At 50.3% G+C, this 16,889-nt stretch carries 14 protein-coding genes; 13 read left to right on the plus strand and 1 reads right to left on the minus strand.

Annotated elements, in window-relative coordinates:
- Nucleotides 1–18: 18 nt before the first annotated feature.
- From MHI43_RS14440 to MHI43_RS14500, 13 genes are all read left to right on the plus strand, one after another.
- Nucleotides 19–819: an ABC transporter ATP-binding protein gene (locus MHI43_RS14440; protein WP_015735064.1), complete on the plus strand. Its 801-nt coding sequence runs from the start codon at nucleotides 19–21 to the stop codon at nucleotides 817–819.
- Between the two features lie 119 nt (nucleotides 820–938).
- The gene (locus MHI43_RS14445) at nucleotides 939–1,733 is read left to right on the plus strand and encodes a (2Fe-2S)-binding protein (RefSeq protein ID WP_341283275.1); all 795 of its coding nucleotides are present in this window, start codon (nucleotides 939–941) and stop codon (nucleotides 1,731–1,733) included.
- Between the two features lie 211 nt (nucleotides 1,734–1,944).
- The gene (locus tag MHI43_RS14450; protein ID WP_036663233.1) at nucleotides 1,945–2,961 is read left to right on the plus strand and encodes a glycosidase; all 1,017 of its coding nucleotides are present in this window, start codon (nucleotides 1,945–1,947) and stop codon (nucleotides 2,959–2,961) included.
- Between the two features lie 297 nt (nucleotides 2,962–3,258).
- Nucleotides 3,259–4,554 (plus strand): extracellular solute-binding protein, encoded by a 1,296-nt coding sequence (locus tag MHI43_RS14455; RefSeq protein ID WP_015735067.1) that lies wholly within the window; start codon nucleotides 3,259–3,261, stop codon nucleotides 4,552–4,554.
- Between the two features lie 99 nt (nucleotides 4,555–4,653).
- Nucleotides 4,654–5,526, plus strand: coding sequence for a sugar ABC transporter permease (locus MHI43_RS14460; RefSeq protein WP_036663231.1), 873 nt, complete (start codon nucleotides 4,654–4,656; stop codon nucleotides 5,524–5,526).
- 103 nt (nucleotides 5,527–5,629) lie between these two features.
- Complete coding sequence (locus MHI43_RS14465; RefSeq protein ID WP_233354854.1) at nucleotides 5,630–6,373, plus strand: carbohydrate ABC transporter permease; 744 nt, start codon at nucleotides 5,630–5,632, stop codon at nucleotides 6,371–6,373.
- A 20-nt stretch (nucleotides 6,374–6,393) separates the two neighbouring features.
- Nucleotides 6,394–8,244: a sensor histidine kinase gene (locus MHI43_RS14470; RefSeq protein ID WP_341283276.1), complete on the plus strand. Its 1,851-nt coding sequence runs from the start codon at nucleotides 6,394–6,396 to the stop codon at nucleotides 8,242–8,244.
- Nucleotides 8,207–9,781, plus strand: a complete 1,575-nt coding sequence (locus MHI43_RS14475) for a response regulator (RefSeq protein WP_036663229.1) — start codon at nucleotides 8,207–8,209, stop codon at nucleotides 9,779–9,781. The genes MHI43_RS14470 and MHI43_RS14475 overlap by 38 nt, the downstream gene beginning before the upstream one ends.
- 39 nt (nucleotides 9,782–9,820) lie before the next feature.
- Nucleotides 9,821–12,145 (plus strand): glycoside hydrolase family 3 N-terminal domain-containing protein, encoded by a 2,325-nt coding sequence (locus MHI43_RS14480; RefSeq protein WP_036663226.1) that lies wholly within the window; start codon nucleotides 9,821–9,823, stop codon nucleotides 12,143–12,145.
- 190 nt (nucleotides 12,146–12,335) lie between these two features.
- Nucleotides 12,336–12,896, plus strand: a complete 561-nt coding sequence (locus MHI43_RS14485; RefSeq protein WP_015735072.1) for a TetR/AcrR family transcriptional regulator — start codon at nucleotides 12,336–12,338, stop codon at nucleotides 12,894–12,896.
- A gap of 38 nt (nucleotides 12,897–12,934) precedes the next feature.
- A complete protein-coding gene (locus MHI43_RS14490) occupies nucleotides 12,935–13,339 on the plus strand; it encodes a YvaD family protein (protein ID WP_036663223.1) in 405 nt (134 codons plus the stop codon).
- Nucleotides 13,340–13,541: 202 nt separating this feature from the next.
- Nucleotides 13,542–14,534 carry a helveticin J family class III bacteriocin gene (locus tag MHI43_RS14495; protein ID WP_036663222.1) on the plus strand — a complete coding sequence of 331 codons (993 nt, stop codon included), beginning with the start codon at nucleotides 13,542–13,544 and terminating at the stop codon, nucleotides 14,532–14,534.
- A 213-nt stretch (nucleotides 14,535–14,747) separates the two neighbouring features.
- Entirely contained in the window at nucleotides 14,748–15,566 is an 819-nt protein-coding gene (locus MHI43_RS14500) for an endonuclease/exonuclease/phosphatase family protein (RefSeq protein ID WP_036663220.1), read from the plus strand.
- Between the two features lie 66 nt (nucleotides 15,567–15,632).
- Here MHI43_RS14500 and MHI43_RS14505 read toward each other — a convergent pair whose 3' ends face one another.
- Nucleotides 15,633–16,868, minus strand: a complete 1,236-nt coding sequence (locus MHI43_RS14505) for a Ger(x)C family spore germination protein (RefSeq protein ID WP_036663217.1) — start codon at nucleotides 16,866–16,868, stop codon at nucleotides 15,633–15,635.
- Between the last annotated feature and the right edge of the window lie 21 nt (nucleotides 16,869–16,889).

The following is a 16,889-nucleotide window of genomic DNA, read 5'->3' on the forward strand; positions in this document are numbered from 1 at the left end:
CTTAGGAGGGAAGCCGTTTTGACAACGCTGCAAGTAAAAGAGCTGACCGTAGGGTATGGGCCCAAGACGGTAATCAAGGATATGAACCTGATGATTCCTGAAGGAAAAATAACCGTATTCATTGGTGGAAACGGGTGCGGAAAATCGACTTTACTGCGCACGCTTGCCCGATTGCAGAAGCCTGATACCGGCGCGGTTTTGCTGGATGGCAGGCAAATTGCCCAGATGTCGACCAAAGAGGTGGCCAAGAGCTTGTCCATATTGCCTCAGGGTCCATCGGCGCCGGAAGGCCTTACTGTCCGTCAATTGGTTCGCCAGGGAAGATACCCGCATCAGAGCTGGTTGAAGCAGTGGTCACCAGTTGATGAAGAGATGGTGAACGTTGCATTAAAGTCTACCCGCGTGGAAGCTTTTGCCGATCAGACCGTGGACTCCCTCTCCGGTGGCCAGAGGCAGCGAGCATGGATTGCCATGACCCTGGCTCAAGGAACCGGTATGCTGCTGCTCGACGAACCGACGACATATCTGGACCTGTCCCATCAGGTAGAGATATTGGATATGCTGTATGAACTGAATGAGCGGGATCAGCGCACCATCGTCATGGTGCTGCATGACCTGAATTTAGCTTGCCGTTATGCACACTACATGGTGGCTGTAAGCGAGGGGAATATTTATGCGTTCGGAGCACCTGAGGAAATCGTGACGCCGGAAACTGTTAAAGACGTCTTCCAATTGGATTGCAAGGTCATACCAGATCCCTTGTTCGGCACGCCGCTGTGTATCCCTAGGGGAAAGGGTAGAATTATCGGGCAGTTTTAAGCGTCCCTGTTTGGATCGTTGTTTGTAGGAAGGTCTTTCATACTTGCTGCATCGGTACGGGTATCCGTTGAAGGTTGAATACGAACAGAGTGAGGACAAACGATATGGAACCAAAGTGCTTGGACGAGTTACACAAGAAGTTCGGCATTCGGACGGATGCCGTGATGGGCAGTTATTCAATTGAGCTTCGCTTACTGCTGCAAGACGAGGAAGCGAAGCGGTTTCTCGATGAATACAATGTCGTTATTCGCGGGGAGGATCGAGCAGTCGCAGCTGTTTTTTGCGCGGGTTGGCTGAGCAAAATCGCCTTGGCTCTGCAGTATGCCATTTCCGTTTGGCAAATCGCACCCGATTTTTCAATACCGAATATGACTCTGCATTGGACGACCAACAACCATAAAATGAGCTATTTCATAGAGATGAGTCATTGGCAGGCTGTATTAGCTCCTGAGAACGAAGTGGATCGACGGGATTGGTTAGAGAGCGTCATGGAAAGATTTTACTTCGCTACAGCAAGACCTCTATTGGAAAGCTTGTCGGCGGCAAGCGGACTCCACATCCAACAGCTCTGGGGGCAATGGCCAACCCGATTCTATCGGGAACATCAGACATGGCTGGAGGAGCAGCACAACGAAGCGATAAAGAACCGTCTTCATGAGGATTATCGATTTTTACGTGAAGAGCTGGACCCCGAGGCAGCTTTTGCTCGGAAGAAAAATCCCTTCGCAGTGAAAATTCGTCAGCTTCCGCCGTTGGTTGACCCCGACTACCGGCCACCGATGAAAACGGCCTGCTGTCTTTATTACCGCACGGAAGGAAGCGATTACTGTTATACCTGCCCGCGTTTGAATGAACAGCAGCGTGAAGTGAAAAGAAAGGAATACATAGCGATGTTACAGGAAAATACGCATTGATGGGGACCATTCGTGCTCTTAATGCGAAAAACATGAGTCCAGCGGTTCAATGTTGAACCGCTTTTTTTATATGCTGCGAAGCATCACAGATAACAATATTTCGGATAATATTGAAAGTTTACAGGATATTATGAATGGACCAAGCCTCTTATAATGAGTTAAAGAAAGCAGCTTGATAACACTTACATAGCAATCACGAGGAGGCTTATCCATGAAAATCACCCGGCATGCGGAAAATCCGATAGTAGTGCCTGGACTCTACGATTGGAGAAAGGTGACGGTATTCAATCCGGCCGTCATTATCGATAACGGAAAATTCTATATGATTGAACGGACGGCAGGATCCCTGACTCCCTGCAAGAACTACCTGGGTTTGCTGGAAAGCACGGACGGCGTGCATTTCACCCATGTGCTGGACGAACCGGTGGTAACGCCGGACCAGCTGGGATTCCCCTATGGCAGCATCCAGGACCCGCGAATCGTCAAGATCGACGACACCTTTTATTTGAACTATGCCTTGCGCCCGTGCGCCATGAACTATTACCCGACGGGAGCCGGCATCCCCGAACGCTCGATTCCCGAATATCCGGACGGCTGGGGCGAAGAGGAAGGCCATTGGCTGACGCGTTCCGGGATCCTGACTTCGAAGGATCTCATTCATTGGGAGTACCTGTGCGATACAACGCCGCTGGATATCAATGATCGCGACAACATTCTGTTCCCGGAGAAAATCAACGGCAAGTATGTGCTGCTTCGCAGACCGGAAGAATATGTAGGGGAGGAATACGGAACCGAAAAAGCGGCCATGTGGATCAGCTACTCCGAAGACTTGATGCATTGGGACGAGCCGAAGCTGTTGGCAAAAGCCGAGAACAACGATTGGGAGTTTAAAAAAATCGGCGGTTCGACGCCTCCGGTGCGGACGGACAAAGGCTGGCTGGTGCTCTACCACGGCGTAGACCAAGATACGGTGTATCGCGTGGGGGCTTTGCTGCTGGATCTGGAGAATCCCGAGAAAATCATCGCCAGAACCCGCCGGTTCATTATGGAGCCGGAGACGTATTATGAAAAATTCGGCTATCAGATCCCGAACGTCATTTTCCCGACAGGCAATGTGGTCAAGGACGGTCTCCTCTATATCTATTACGGCGTAACCGATACGGCAATTGCCCTCGCAACGGTACCGTTGGATGACTTAGTGGATTATATTTTGAACGAACCGCAATAAAGACGCTTCAGAGCGTGGCAAATGATTTGGTTTCACTGCCACGCTTTCTGTAGAACCTAAGATGTAAGCGATACCATTAAAATGGAAAAACGCGAATTTAATGTAATGAAAATTAACGCTACCGAGAGAAATATGATGAATAAGAAGTCCGTTTTGTCCGAAATGACTTAAAAAAATTAGATGAAATCGTTTTTTTAGCGGATATTGGGATCGCTAACCCGATTGTATAATTAATATATCTTATATTGTTAAATATAAGAACATGATATGTAACGTATAAAGAGAGGGGTATAACAAATGAAAACGTCTAAGAAGCTTAGAACGATGCTTCTCACCGGAACAGCTGCGCTGCTGCTCATGTCAACCGTCGCTTGCGGCTCCGGGGAGAAAGACGCTGCCGAACCGGAAAAGGTTACCTTGAACATCATGCATCCATGGACATCGCCGAACGTGGATAACGAGGTGTACAAAGAGCGGATCGCCGAGTTCGAAAAACAGCATCCCGACATTATCATCAAGCAGGACGGGGTAGCTGCAACGGAGTATAAAACGAAGCTGCGCACGTTGGCTGCCGCCAACAATCTGTCGGATATCAACGTCGTATGGCCTGGTGCCGACCTGGCTCCTCTGGTAGCCGGGGATCTGCTGATGCCGCTGGATGACCTGATGGATAACTGGAAGGATATTTTGCCGGAGGACGCATTGGCCGGATTTAATCAGAACGGCAGTCAATTCGCCGTGCCGACCAAACAAACCTTCGTGGACATTATTTATTACAATAAAGAGATGTTCGCCGGGGTCGGTTATGACCAATTTCCGGCTACCTACGACGAATTCATCGATGCGGTGAAAAAGCTGAAGGAAGCCGGCATTACGCCGATCTCCTTGGGCAACAAAGAGAAATGGCCGCTTCAATCGTCCTTCTTGTCGATTATCGGGGACCGTTACGTAGGCAGTGACTTCTTGCAGAAAATTTTGAACAAGGAAGCCAAATTTACCGATCCCGAATACGTGAAAGCGATTGCCGTCATCGACGAACTGTCCAAGCTGGGAGCATTCAATACGGATGCGAACAACATGGATTCCGTCCAAGGGCAGGACTATTTCATTCAAGGCAAAGCAGCGATGCATATTTCTTCTTCTACCGTTGACGGAAGAATCCGCATCAACAACGAGGAAGGGGACAAATTCGGCATTGCGCTCTTCCCGAGCGTCCCTGGCGGATCCGGCGATCCGGTGAAAAGCGCGGGCGTCGTTCAGTACGGCATCTCCATTAAAAAAGGATTGAGCGATGAAAAGAAAGCGGCTGCCGAGGAATTCATTAAGTTTTTTGTCAATGAGGACCTGTACAAAGATCTGATCAGTAAAGGCGTTGTCGTACCGGCCAACGTTGAAATTCCTGAAGATGCGAGCCCGTATCTCAAGGAGATGCTGGAGTTGACCAACAAGGGAACGGCACCGGTGTTCGACAGCGTCATTCCGACGCAAGTTACCGACGTCATGCAGAACGGATTGCAGGCTCTGACCATCGGCAGAGGGACGCCGGAGGAGCTCGCCCAAGAGGTTCAGGAAGCTTTCGACAGCATGAAGTAAGTTGCGAATTTCCTTCCTTAAGTCAAGATCATGATGGCACAAAGAAAAACCCGGCAGCGGGTTTTTCTTATTAAAGGCAGAAAGAAAGGAGTTACGCCAATGCATACGCTTAAGCATACGAAATGGGCTATATTCTTGGGCTTGGCGCCAGCACTCATTATCTATATATGTATTGCCATATTTCCCATCGGCTTATCGGTTTATTATTCATTAATGAACTGGGACGGAATCACGCCCATGCGTTTTATCGGGCTGGACAATTTCGTAGATATTTTCAAAGATGATATTTTTTGGCTGTCCGTTAAGAACAACATCATTATCATGTTTACCGGGATAGCGGGTCAGATTCCGCTTGGCCTGCTGCTGGCCCTGCTGCTGAATCGAGGACTCAAGGGCTCCAGCTTCTTCCGGACCATCGGATTCCTGCCGGTCGTCATTTCATCGGTGATGGTATCCCTGATCTGGGGCATGGTGTACAACACGGAATACGGGATGCTAAATAACCTGCTCGGCGTTCTGGGTCTTGAGAGCTGGCAGCATAATTGGCTGGGGGATCCGTTCTGGTCCATGATCTCCATCAGCATCGCTTATATATGGCAAAACTGCGGCTTATATATGATCATTCTATTGGCCGCGCTGCAGAATATCCCCGATGAAGTCAATGAGGCGGCTGCCCTGGACGGGGCGACCGGACTAAGCCGGATCATGCGGATTACGATCCCGATGATCCGAGGAACATTGCTCGTCTCCGTTGTCTACAGCATAAGCAATTCGTTCCGCGTGTTCGATCTGATCCAGATCATGACGGGCGGCGGACCGGCACATGCGACGGAGGTTATGACCGTCTATATGTACAACAACTCGTTTATGAATATGAGATTCGGCTACGGCAGTGCAGTGTCCGTATTGATTCTGCTGTTTAGCCTTATCGTCATCACGATCGTAAATCGATTGGCGAGAGAAAAAGAATAGAAGGGAGAGGGAGGAGATGTACAGACAAACGAAATGGTTCCATTTATCGGCATACACTTTTTTGGGGATATTCGCTATTATTAATATAATCCCTTTCTTTTGGATGATCGTAGATTCGTTCAAAACCGAGCAGGAATATGCGGCGAACCCGTTCTCCATACCGACCGAGCTGCAATTCTCCAATTACGCGAAGGCATGGGAAGTGGCGAATATGGATACCTACTTCCTTAACAGCATCATCGTAACGGTCGTATCGTTGGTCGTGACGGTCCTTCTTGGATCGCTTGCGGCGTACTTCTTGGCAAGGTTCAATTTTAAGCTGCGCGGTGCAACTTACGCGATATTTCTGCTGGGCATGGTCGTTCCGATTCATGCGACCTTGATTCCGATTTTCTTGATCATGCGGAATCTGCATTTGCTGGATACCCACTTATCGCTGATTCTTCCATACACGGCGTTCCATTTGTCCTTGACGATCTTTATCCTGGAGGGTTTCATGAGAGGGTTTCCAAAGGATTTGGAGGAGTCGGGCGTCATGGACGGCGCGGGCGTATTCAAGATTTTCTGGTCGATCATATTACCGATCACGCGTCCGGCGATTTCAACCGTCGTGATCTTGAACTTTATCTATAATTGGAACGAGTACTTGTTCGCACTCGTCTTGATCAGTTCATCGTCGCTGAAAACATTGCCGCTTGGGCTCGCCAACTTTGTCGGCATTGAGACAGCCAGCCTTACGCTGCAAATGGCTGCGTTGACGATCGCGCTTATACCGATCATTATTTTTTACCTGCTCCTGCAAAAACAGCTCGTTAACGGCATGACGGCAGGCGCAGTTAAAGGTTAATCCGGTTTCAGCTCAACATCATGAAGACATCGAAAGAGGGAATGGACATGCGCAGCAGTTTGGGCTGGATCGGGAATTATGGTCTGAAACAGAAGGCTCTGGTCATTTTCCTCTTTTTTGTCATTCTGCCTACGCTGGGGGTCGGCGTCCTGGCCCAAGACAAGCTGAACGAAGTGCTGCGCGGCCAATTTATCCAATCAAGCCAGCGCAGCCTGGAGATCGTAACGAACCAGCTGGAAGAACAAACGGCCATGATCGAGGATATAGCCGATTATTTGATATTGAGCAATGACATGCGCCAATACCTGCGCCTTGATCCACCGCCAGAGAGCGGGAGGGCGGAGCAGTTGAAGCAGAATCTTGAAGGATTCCTGACGTTTCAGCTCATGTCCAAAAACTATATCAAATCGATTTCGATCACCGGGTTTAACGGCAATTCCATTGAGATGGGCGAGCCGATTCACGGCAACGAAGAGTCTTGGAACCGGCTGGCGGACGAGCATAAAGGCGGAATCGTGTGGAGCAACGGCTATCCTTCCACCAGCGGCTGGTATGGTGAAGTAAACCTCGTCTCATTGTTCCGGGTTCTGAATTCCTATGACGAGATCACGCTCCCGCTGGCTAGGCTCGTCATCCGCATGGATGAAGCCAGTATTCTTAAACAGCTGCAGCGGGGGTTAACTCGGGACGAAGGCATGGTATTCATTGTGAATGCCGAAGGACAAATCGTACTTCCCTCCAAAGAATTGCTATCCTTGGATATCGGCGATGGGAAAGCGATTACGGATATCATAACCGCCGGGACGATGGGCTCTTCCACATACCGACACGACGGGGAAGCGTATTTGACCTTTCATCAACGGATGGAGAATACCGATTGGACGATCGTTTCCATGGTGCCCAAGGCTGCGTTGGATCAGGATGTACGCGGCGTATCCATCTTGATGCAGGTCATTCTCATCGGAATTCTCCTGTTGGGCTTATCGGCCTTGATCGGGTTCCACTATACGATTATCAGGCCGATCCTGCGCCTGAAGATTGAGACCAATCGCGTAAAGCTCGGCGATTTCAACGCTCGGGTCCCCATTCGTTCCAAGGATGAGATTTCCGAGCTGAACCGCAGGTTTAACGATATGGTCTCCACGATTCAGGAACTGATCGAGCATAAATACAAGCTGGAACTGAGGGAGCGCGAATCCGAGCTGCGCCTGCTGCAGGAGCAGATGGATCCGCATTTTCTCTATAATACGCTGGATATGATCCGCTGGACCGCCAGGCTGGAGAAGGCCGTCGAGTCCAGCCAGCTCATCGAAATTTTGTCCCGATTCCTTCGTTCCAGTCTGAACAATGGCCATTACGAGACCAGCCTTGCTAAAGAAATGGAATTCGTACGCTCCTATTTGTATTTGCAGCAGAGACGGCTGGGGCGTAAACTGAAATATGCGCTGTACATGGAATATGATCTGGCGAATTCGCTTACCTTGAAGGCTACCATTCAGCCTTTGGTCGAGAATTTTCTCAAGCATGGCCTTGATCGGCGCGAGCCGGTTGCCAGGATAACGGTCATCGCGTATAAGCGGGAGGATGAGATTTGGATCGACGTGCAGGATAACGGCCGGGGTATGGACGATTCTACTTTGGAAGAAGTCAGGGAATCCCTGCGAATCGGAGTCCAAGCCGGCCGCACACGAGGTGCGCTCAGCAACATTCATGAACGTTTATACCTGTTTTTCGGAGAACGCTACGGACTGGAAGTGATTGAGGCTTCATCGCAAGGAACCTTGATTCGCCTCAAGCTTCCATATTCTGAAACCTACGGTGGTGAATCGTACGATGCAACACGTGAAGACAGTAAAAATGCTGATCGTTGACGATGAACCGGTGATCTGTCAGGGCTTGCACTATACCATTGACTGGGCGGATTATGGAGTCGAGGTCGTCGCCGAGGCTTATGATGGCAATGAAGCTTTGCAGGTGGTGCAGGAACACGAGATTGATCTGGTTCTGACGGACATCCGAATGGAGGGAATGGACGGGCTTCAGCTTGCTAAGGAGCTGAAGCTCCGTCATCCTCAGATTCGGGTCATCATGATCAGCGGTTATGAGGAATTCGAGTATGCCCGCCAAGCCATCAAGCTTGATGTAACCGATTACTTGCTGAAGCCCGTCGATATTGACGAATTGGTGGCCGCCGTGACGGGAATCGTGGAAGACATTCGCAACCAAGATACCCGTGTCGACGGATCATCGAAGGATGCCGAGCTGTGGCTTTCCGACATGGCAGCGCATAATGAAACTTCATTGGCCAAGGCGGTGCCCGGCGATTTAGTAAACGGTGCCGAATATAAACTCATGGCTACGCAGCTGGAGAAGTTCTCGAACCTTGCAGCTTCCGTATCGGAACAGGATTTAACGATGCTGCAGCATGTATGGATCCGGACGGTTCGTGAAAGCCTCGAAACCAGCGGAATTCGTCAAATATCCGTGTTTGTGCATAAAAATTTGCTGTTGACCCTGCTGATGACGGATCAGCCTCGCCCGAAGCGGCAGTGGGAAGAAATTCTGCAGGCGATGCTGGATGCCTGGCCGGAAAAGCATCGTTTGTACGGCGCGGTATCGGATGCTTACGCTTCCCCGGACCAAACGGCAGCCATCTGCTCGGAGGTGCGAGCGTTATTGCCTTATTATGCCTTGGAACAGCGCCCCTTGCTGGATCGCGAATATAAGTCCGAGGTGGATAACGGCCGGGCCAAGCACGATTTCGACAGTGCCGATATGGTCTCGAAACTGTCCGTGGCTTTATTCAAGCAGGATGCCGAAATGCTGGAAGAGCTAATCGACGGCATGTTCCGATTTTTCCGGGATCAGCGGTACCTGTTGACGGATATGGTGAACGTGTGTGATGAACTGTCCATCATGCTTAGGCAGCGACTTCGTCAAAGCGGTCTGACCCAGCTGGAGCATGGCCTGGAGAGAACGATCGATCTGGAGGTGTTCAATCATCCCGACGCGATTCGTCTGGCGATATCCTCGGAAGTGTTTGATCTGCTGCAGCTGATCGACAGGGTCGGCATCGACAGATCGTTCTGGATCATTGAGAAGGCCAAGAAGTATATGGCGGATCATTATCTCAGCGACCTGAAAGCGTCGGAAGTGGCAGCGTATTTAAAGATTACGCCCAGCTACTTCAGCAATATTTTTAAACAAAGCACGGGAAAAAGCTTCAGCGAATACATGAACGAATTGCGCATCAACGAGGCGAGAAAGCTGCTGCTGACGACGCAGGACAAGGTGTTTGAGATTGCCGACCGCGTCGGCTACAAAGAATACAAGTATTTTGTATCCGTCTTCAAACTGTACACGGGCATGACGCCCAAGAAATATCGGGTCTTGAATATCAAAGAATGATCAGAAGCGTGACGACCAGGATGGAAGGGGTATGGGAATATGGAGAAATATCGGAATGCTGCGCTCCCCGTAAACGAGCGCGTAGAGGATTTGTTGTCCAGAATGACGCTGCAGGAGAAGGTCGGGCAGCTGAACCAGCACTTGTACGGCTGGATGGCATATCGGCGAAGCGAAGGGACCGAAACGGAGTTTGAACTGACCGACTTATTCAAGGAGCATGTCGAGTGGGGGGCCGGCATGGGGGCCCTGTACGGTCTGTTCCGGGCGGACCCTTGGTCCGGGGTGACCTATGAGAACGGGATTCCTACGCAGGACAACGCGAAGGTGGCGAATGCCATCCAGCGTTACGTGATCGAGCACAGCCGGCTCGGCATTCCCGTCCTGCTCTCGGAGGAATGCCCCCACGGCCATCAAGCGCTTGACGGAACGCTTCTGCCCGTCAATACGGCCATCGGTTCCACCTGGAATCCCGAATTAATTGAAAAGGCCTATTCCCATGTGGCCTCCGAGATCCGCAGCCGAGGCGCGCATTTAGGTTTGGTCTCGGTACTGGACATCCTGCAGGATCCGCGGTGGGGACGCTCCGAGGAATGTTACGGAGAAGATCCTTACCTGGCTGCGCGAATGACGGAGGCGGTTGTGTTTGGCATGCAGGGAAGAAACCCGGAGGAATGGAAGAGTCCGGATAAGGCAGCTGCCGTGCTCAAGCATCTATGCGCACAAGGAGCAGGGCAGGGCGGAAGGAACGCAGGCCCGGTTCCCGCAGGCGAGCGGGAGCTGCGGGAAATTCAACTGCCTGCCGCAGAGGCGGGGATCAAAGCAGGAGCGGCTGGCGTCATGGCGGCCTATAATGAACTCGACGGCATTCCATGTCATGCCAATGATAAGCTGTTAACCGGCATTCTGAGAGATGAATGGGGATTTGATGGGATTGTCATGGCGGATGGAACGGCCATCGACCGTTTGGTGTCCATTACGGGAGACCATGAGTCGGCAGCGGCGCTTGCTCTGTCATCCGGGGTCGATCTAAGCCTGTGGGACAAGTCGTTCACGACGCTTAAAGAAGCGGTGAAACAAGGGAAGGCCGATATGGAGAGCATCGACCGCGCGGTTGGTCGAGTGCTTGGCCTGAAATTCCGATTGGGGCTGTTCGAGCAGCCGTACGTTGACGAGGGCTTGGCTGCTTCGACCGTGAACAATGCAGCCGCCAGAGAGTTGAACGTTTCCGTTGCAAGAGAAGCGGTTGTGCTTCTTAAAAACGATAAAGGCGTACTGCCATTGAATCACAACAGTATCAAACGGCTGGCGGTCATCGGTCCTAATGCGGACCGTCTCTACAACCAGCTCGGGGACTACACCAGCGTTCAGCGCGAGGGCAGTGGAGTCACGGCGCTTCAAGGCATTCGGATGGCCGCTCCCGAAGGCACGGACATCGTCTTCGCTCCCGGATGCAGCGTTCGAGGCATGTCCGCCCAGGGCTTGCCTGAAGCAATCGAAGCGGCCCGTTCCGCGGACGCGGTCGTGCTCGTGCTTGGCGGCAGCAGTGCTCGTCAATTCGGGGGCACGTTTGACAATAACGGCGCAGCGATCGTAGCGGAGGGGGATCCGACGGAAATGGACTGCGGGGAAGGAGTCGATCTAGCCGAACTGCGCTTAGGCGGGATACAGGAGCAGTTGGTTCGGGAAATTCACGCGATCGGCAAACCGGTGATCACCGTGCTCATTCAAGGACGTCCGCTCGCCGTCGGCGAGGTGGCCGAGCTTAGCGATGCCTTGCTGTGCGCTTGGTATCCCGGCAGCGAAGGAGGCCGTGCCATCGGAGAAATCCTGTTTGGCCAAGTGAACCCGAGCGGAAAGCTGCCCGTCTCGATTCCACGCTCCGTAGGTCAATTGCCGGTTTATTATAATCAGAAAAACGCAGGGCGCCCTCGTCCCTATGTCGATATGCCGTCCAAACCGTTATATCCGTTCGGATTCGGCTTGAGTTACAGCTCGTTTGAATATGGATCTCCGGCCATCTCCCAGAATGAAGTGACGCTTGACGAGCTTCGCTCCGGAAGTCGTGTCGAGGTGTGCGTGGAGGTGAAGAACAGCGGAAAGCTGAAGGGGGATGAAGTCGTTCAGCTTTACATACAAGCCGATCAATCAGGGATTACCCGCCGACTTCGAGAATTGAAGGGATTCAAGAAGGTAATGCTGGAGCCCGGGGACAGCACCACCGTTACGTTCAAGCTCGGCTTCGAGGAACTGGCCATCTGGAACCGCAACATGGATTACGATGTCGTCCCTTGCCGAGTCAGCATCGTAGTAGGCGGCCACTCGGATTGGGAGAGCGGCGTTGTTGAGTTGAAGGTAAAGGCCTGAGCGTAAGCCTATTTCAAAGGATTTGCCTACATGTCTAAGCTATCGATATTTTGGAGACAGCATTCCATGCTGTCTCTTTTCGTTGTGATCCGCCTTTCGTTTGACACAAAGAAGGAATCGGGATATTATGTATGGAAAACAAAGAAAACGATTTTGTTTTATTATTTTCCAGGGTGGGGGGTGAATTTCATTGAGAGAACGAATCGTCGAGGCGGCAAGCAAGGAAATCCGGAGAAGCGGATTGCGATTTACGATGGGTGAACTGGCCAAACAGCTGGGGATGAGCACGAAAACCCTGTATGGCGTTTTCCCTTCCAAAGATGAGCTAATTGCCGAAATTCTCGCGGGGGCGATCGATGAGCTTCAGCATAAAGAGAAGGAAATCATGAATAATGCGAGCCTCAGTACATTGGAGAAACTTAGACGATGTCTGATTCTTATCCCGGCTGATTTTCAGTTTATCGAGCTAAACCTCATCACAGAGCTGCAGCGTTATTATCCTAACCAATGGAACCGTCTGGACCAATTTCTAAATGAGCAATGGGGCAGCATTGCCGAATTATTTCAGGAAGGCATTCGTCAAGGCTTGCTCCGGCCGTTTAACGCCAAAATATTCATTGATCTGTATGTAGGGGGCTTCTATCGGTTAATGGAGGACTCGGCGGCAAACAGGAGCAGCATGACTCTTCAGGAGGGCCTGCGCGATATGGGAGAGATTCTTTTGGCCGGTATCATCAAAAGGGAAACTTGAGCCAACGATAGATCACGAAGGAGAAGAGAGGGTATGCCTTGGGCAAAACATTAAAAGGTTTGTTCTTAGTGACGGATATCGGATTTATTATGTATTGGGTCATTACCGCACTGGCCTTCATTCCTAAAGAGTATTTATATCAGGATTATACCAATGAGCTGTTGGTTATTTGGAATTGGTCGTTCTTTCCGCTGGACATATTCATATCCGTTACCGGGATGTATAGTCTGTACTTACATAAACGAAGAAATGCGAAATGGAAAAATCTCGCCTTAATCTCGCTTACCCTGACGTTTTGTTCCGGGCTGCAGGCGATCGTTTTTTGGATCATCAAGTCGGATTTCGACCTCATGTGGTGGGTGTCCAACCTGTACCTTTTGTTGTATCCGTTGTTTTTCATCCCTAAACTGCTAGAGACAAAGGAAGCATTCGCCGAATCTTAAAGCGGATGCTCCTTTTCTTTATGATCTCTTGGGCGTTTAATCGAAAAAAAAGGGCTAAAGGACCATGATTTCCTAAAACTTTAAGTATGATAAGCACAGGAAATCCCTGGGGGAAATGGTAAACTCAAAGTGTACATTCACTACCTAGGAAAGGGGGCGCCGAGGAACTCACGGAATTCTATCATTTCATGGAGGTGGATTGATGTTTGACGTTCAAGGGCTGAGCCTTAAGAAAAGGCAATTTAAATTACTCACGTCCTTCATCCTTGCAATGCTTATCTTTTGTATGTCCGGTTTGCCCGCGTTCGCGGCAACCCCAGAGAAAACCGTCAACGCTTCGGCAACGCTTGCCTACAATTTAAAAGGGCTTCAACACAACGTGGCTGTTCAAAAAGCCTACATCGCGGATAAATATCTGTATGTCACGCAGCGTTCCAAGGGAACCTGCTATCTTTCAAGATTGCTCATTAACGGCAATGACGCTACTTTTGTAGATAAAATGACCGTCACCAACACGGGGCACTGTCAAACGCTGGATATGTATACGTACAATGGCGTCAATTATTTCTATTTCAGTTCAAAAGCAGACCCTTCAACCGATTATTATTGGTCGCTCCAGGTAGCAAGACTGCAATATTCGGCCGGCAAGACGGTCGATTATACGGATCTGCATCGATTTACCTATATGAATTACGCCAATAAAACAGGAGCAAGGCTGGGCGAGACCTACCGGGTTGATGGCGGCGGCAACAGTACGCATACGGTGTTCCGCGTTCAGACGAAAGAAGGAACCGTGACCTGGTCCATTTATGACACGGTCGCGCTCAATAAGCTGCTTGACAGCAATGAACAGGTGCGGATGGACAGCGCAGCCGCGGTGAACGCAGCGGTTGGCAGCTTCACGCAATCGGGCAGCGGCATCGTCAGACCGAACGGATCTTTCCAGGGGGCGGATATGCTCGGCCAAACGAAAATCTATACGTCAGGCGGAGCCGAAGGCGAAACCCCTCAGATTGCCATGATGACGAATACCGGGACTTTCAAAACCCTCGTGAAAATTACGAATGTAGGCAACCATGAAATCGAGGGAGTCCAGACCAAGAACGGCAACGTATATTTTACGATCGTGACGGATCCGGTCAATAAGCAGAATACGCAGAAGGTATATTACGTTCCGGACAGCATTTTTAATTGATGCGCAGGCGGTTTTGACTCATTGAATAGTTGCGATCAACCAAGCGAATGTAAGTCGCAGGTCACAGGCTGGACCATATAAAGGGTGTCTAGTCTGTTTCTTTTTTACCATTTTAAAGGAGCAGCTCGTGGCTTGATCTGGCGAAAATAAAACCCGTATATAATCAATTTGATTCTTACAATATTAATCTGGCTAATGGAAGGAGATTCGTTCATGAAAAAAAGCTTCATTTCGCTAATCGCTTGCTTGTTCATCATTCCCCTGTTTGCAACGGGCGTCATGGCAGCGGGAAAGGGTCAAGGCAAAGAAGTAAGCACCACCGTGATGTCTTACAATATCCATCATGGGGTAGGAATCGATGGTCAGCTGAGCCTGCAGAGAATTGCGGATGTGATCCGCGACTCCGGCGCTGAGATTGTCGGGCTTCAAGAAGTGGATCGGCATTACGGGGAACGAAGCGATTTTAAAGACCAAGCCAAGGAATTGGCTGATTTGCTCGGCTATCATTACGCTTACGGCGCAAATCTTGATTTGGAACCGGGGGAAGGACAAACAAACAACCGTCAATACGGGACAGCCATCGTGAGCAAGTATCCGATACTCCGATCCGAGAATACATGGTTAAGCAGCTTCGGGAAGGAGCAGCGTGGCGTTCTTCATGCCGTCGTTAATCTGAGGGGAATCCATGTGGATGTTTACAACACGCATCTCGGGCTGGATGTCACCAGCAGAACGGCACAGGCTCAGGAAATCATTGACCTTGCTTCCGGCTCTCAGGGACCTGCGCTTCTCATGGGGGATTTTAATGCGGAACCGGACAGTTCAGAGTTTCAATTACTGTTAAACAGCGGTTTATTCGTAAACAGCTTTGAGGGAATAGACGATGCCTATACGTTCCCTGTCATCAATCCGTCGGCAACCATCGATTATATTCTGACTTCCCCTAACGTCCGGCATGCCAATCAACGCGTGATCCAAACCGAAGCATCGGATCATCTGCCGATTGCAGCCGATGTGGTATTCAAGCGATAGCGCTCTTTACCCGTGTTCAAGTTCATTATTTTTATAGCTAATTACTGTGTTGTGGGTCTGACACCATCATTCCGCCTTCATGCCGACTCTTCGGACTTTCGATGTTACACGGAAATCAAAGGTTGTATGTTTATAAATTTCACTCCATTGATCCGCGGTTTTGACATGGCTATTCCAATAGGATGGTTTTCTGGCTCGTACCAATTCACCGAATCCGAAAATATCGGATTCTTTTTTTTGCGTTTTTTGGATTAGTCCGAGCATGAGTTCTTTAACGGATCGTTCATTCTCCCGAGCAATTTCCTCAAGAATATGCGAGTTATTGAGCGGGAGGGTTTCCGTGTTTTTCTCTTCGACATTCACTTCCGTCACTGCCGTGATCGTAAAATGAGGAAGGCCGTTCTTGATGTCTACCTTGATTTCCGATTCCCGGTTCGTTGCATGGATGGTGACGACCTGAGAGTCGTCTCCAACATGAATGATTCCCCGATATCCTGCCGGACTGATTCCCTTAATGACCAAGTATCCGGCAATTTCAAACGGTTTTGTCACGCCGACCAGTGTGGCGCCTTTGAAAAAAGCCATGCCGCTGATTTCCACGTTATCGCCCTTCATGATTTGGATGTAAGGCAGAAATCCTTCCTGCCCCTTCTTCGACGAATTGTTCCAGAAGGTTCCGATATAGTCGCTCGGGAACTTGCCATGCTTAACGGCGTCGTCAAGCGTGGAGGACAAATACAATGCCGGGACGCGCTCCAGCTTCGGGGCTGCTTCCATCAGTTCTCTCGCTTTCCCTTTGGATACCATCAGCCAGGCCATACGGCGGACTTCCGCGTTTCGGTGGAGATAGTCGTTTAAATTCTCCATCCCCTTTCTCGCAAATTCTTCAGAAACGACGATGACGCGGAGATGTCCAAAAAACAATTTGCCTGATATTTGCTGCTGGAGATTCATCATCGCATCATCGACGGTATGTCCCACAACATCAAGCACCCACACGGTTTCTTGGGCGCCTTCTCCTGAAGCACCGCCTTCGCCGGGTCCGAGCGGTATTCTGCCGGGAAGAGCGATTTGAACGGATAACTGGATCATTTCCTGTTGCGGTGCGGGATATTTCCCTCGAAGATGAGAAATTTCATCTTCACGAATCTCGGCATTCTTGCCGGCCGTGTCGATTGATATACCTAGAACGACCGCGCGTTCCTCAATCTCCATCCGATCCCAGCAGCCTGTCAGAAGTGAGCAGAGGAGAAGAAGGATCATGAATTTTAGGTTAAAGCCGGCGTTTACTCTCTTACTCATTGAGATCCTCCTGAACTCAGA

It is taken from the genome of Paenibacillus sp. FSL H8-0457, assembly GCF_038051935.1.
Classification (GTDB): Bacteria; Bacillota; Bacilli; order Paenibacillales; family Paenibacillaceae; genus Paenibacillus_AQ; species Paenibacillus_AQ lautus_A.

Coding starts and splice junctions, on each gene's coding strand:
- MHI43_RS14470 (WP_341283276.1), top strand. CDS start 6,394: ATGAAGACATCGAAAGAGGGAATGGACATGCGCAGCAGTTTGGGCTGG.
- MHI43_RS14450 (WP_036663233.1), top strand. CDS start 1,945: ATGAAAATCACCCGGCATGCGGAAAATCCGATAGTAGTGCCTGGACTC.
- MHI43_RS14505 (WP_036663217.1), bottom strand. CDS start 16,868: ATGAGTAAGAGAGTAAACGCCGGCTTTAACCTAAAATTCATGATCCTT.
- MHI43_RS14465 (WP_233354854.1), top strand. CDS start 5,630: ATGATCGTAGATTCGTTCAAAACCGAGCAGGAATATGCGGCGAACCCG.
- MHI43_RS14480 (WP_036663226.1), top strand. CDS start 9,821: ATGGAGAAATATCGGAATGCTGCGCTCCCCGTAAACGAGCGCGTAGAG.
- MHI43_RS14495 (WP_036663222.1), top strand. CDS start 13,542: ATGTTTGACGTTCAAGGGCTGAGCCTTAAGAAAAGGCAATTTAAATTA.
- MHI43_RS14475 (WP_036663229.1), top strand. CDS start 8,207: ATGCAACACGTGAAGACAGTAAAAATGCTGATCGTTGACGATGAACCG.
- MHI43_RS14500 (WP_036663220.1), top strand. CDS start 14,748: ATGAAAAAAAGCTTCATTTCGCTAATCGCTTGCTTGTTCATCATTCCC.
- MHI43_RS14455 (WP_015735067.1), top strand. CDS start 3,259: ATGAAAACGTCTAAGAAGCTTAGAACGATGCTTCTCACCGGAACAGCT.
- MHI43_RS14460 (WP_036663231.1), top strand. CDS start 4,654: ATGCATACGCTTAAGCATACGAAATGGGCTATATTCTTGGGCTTGGCG.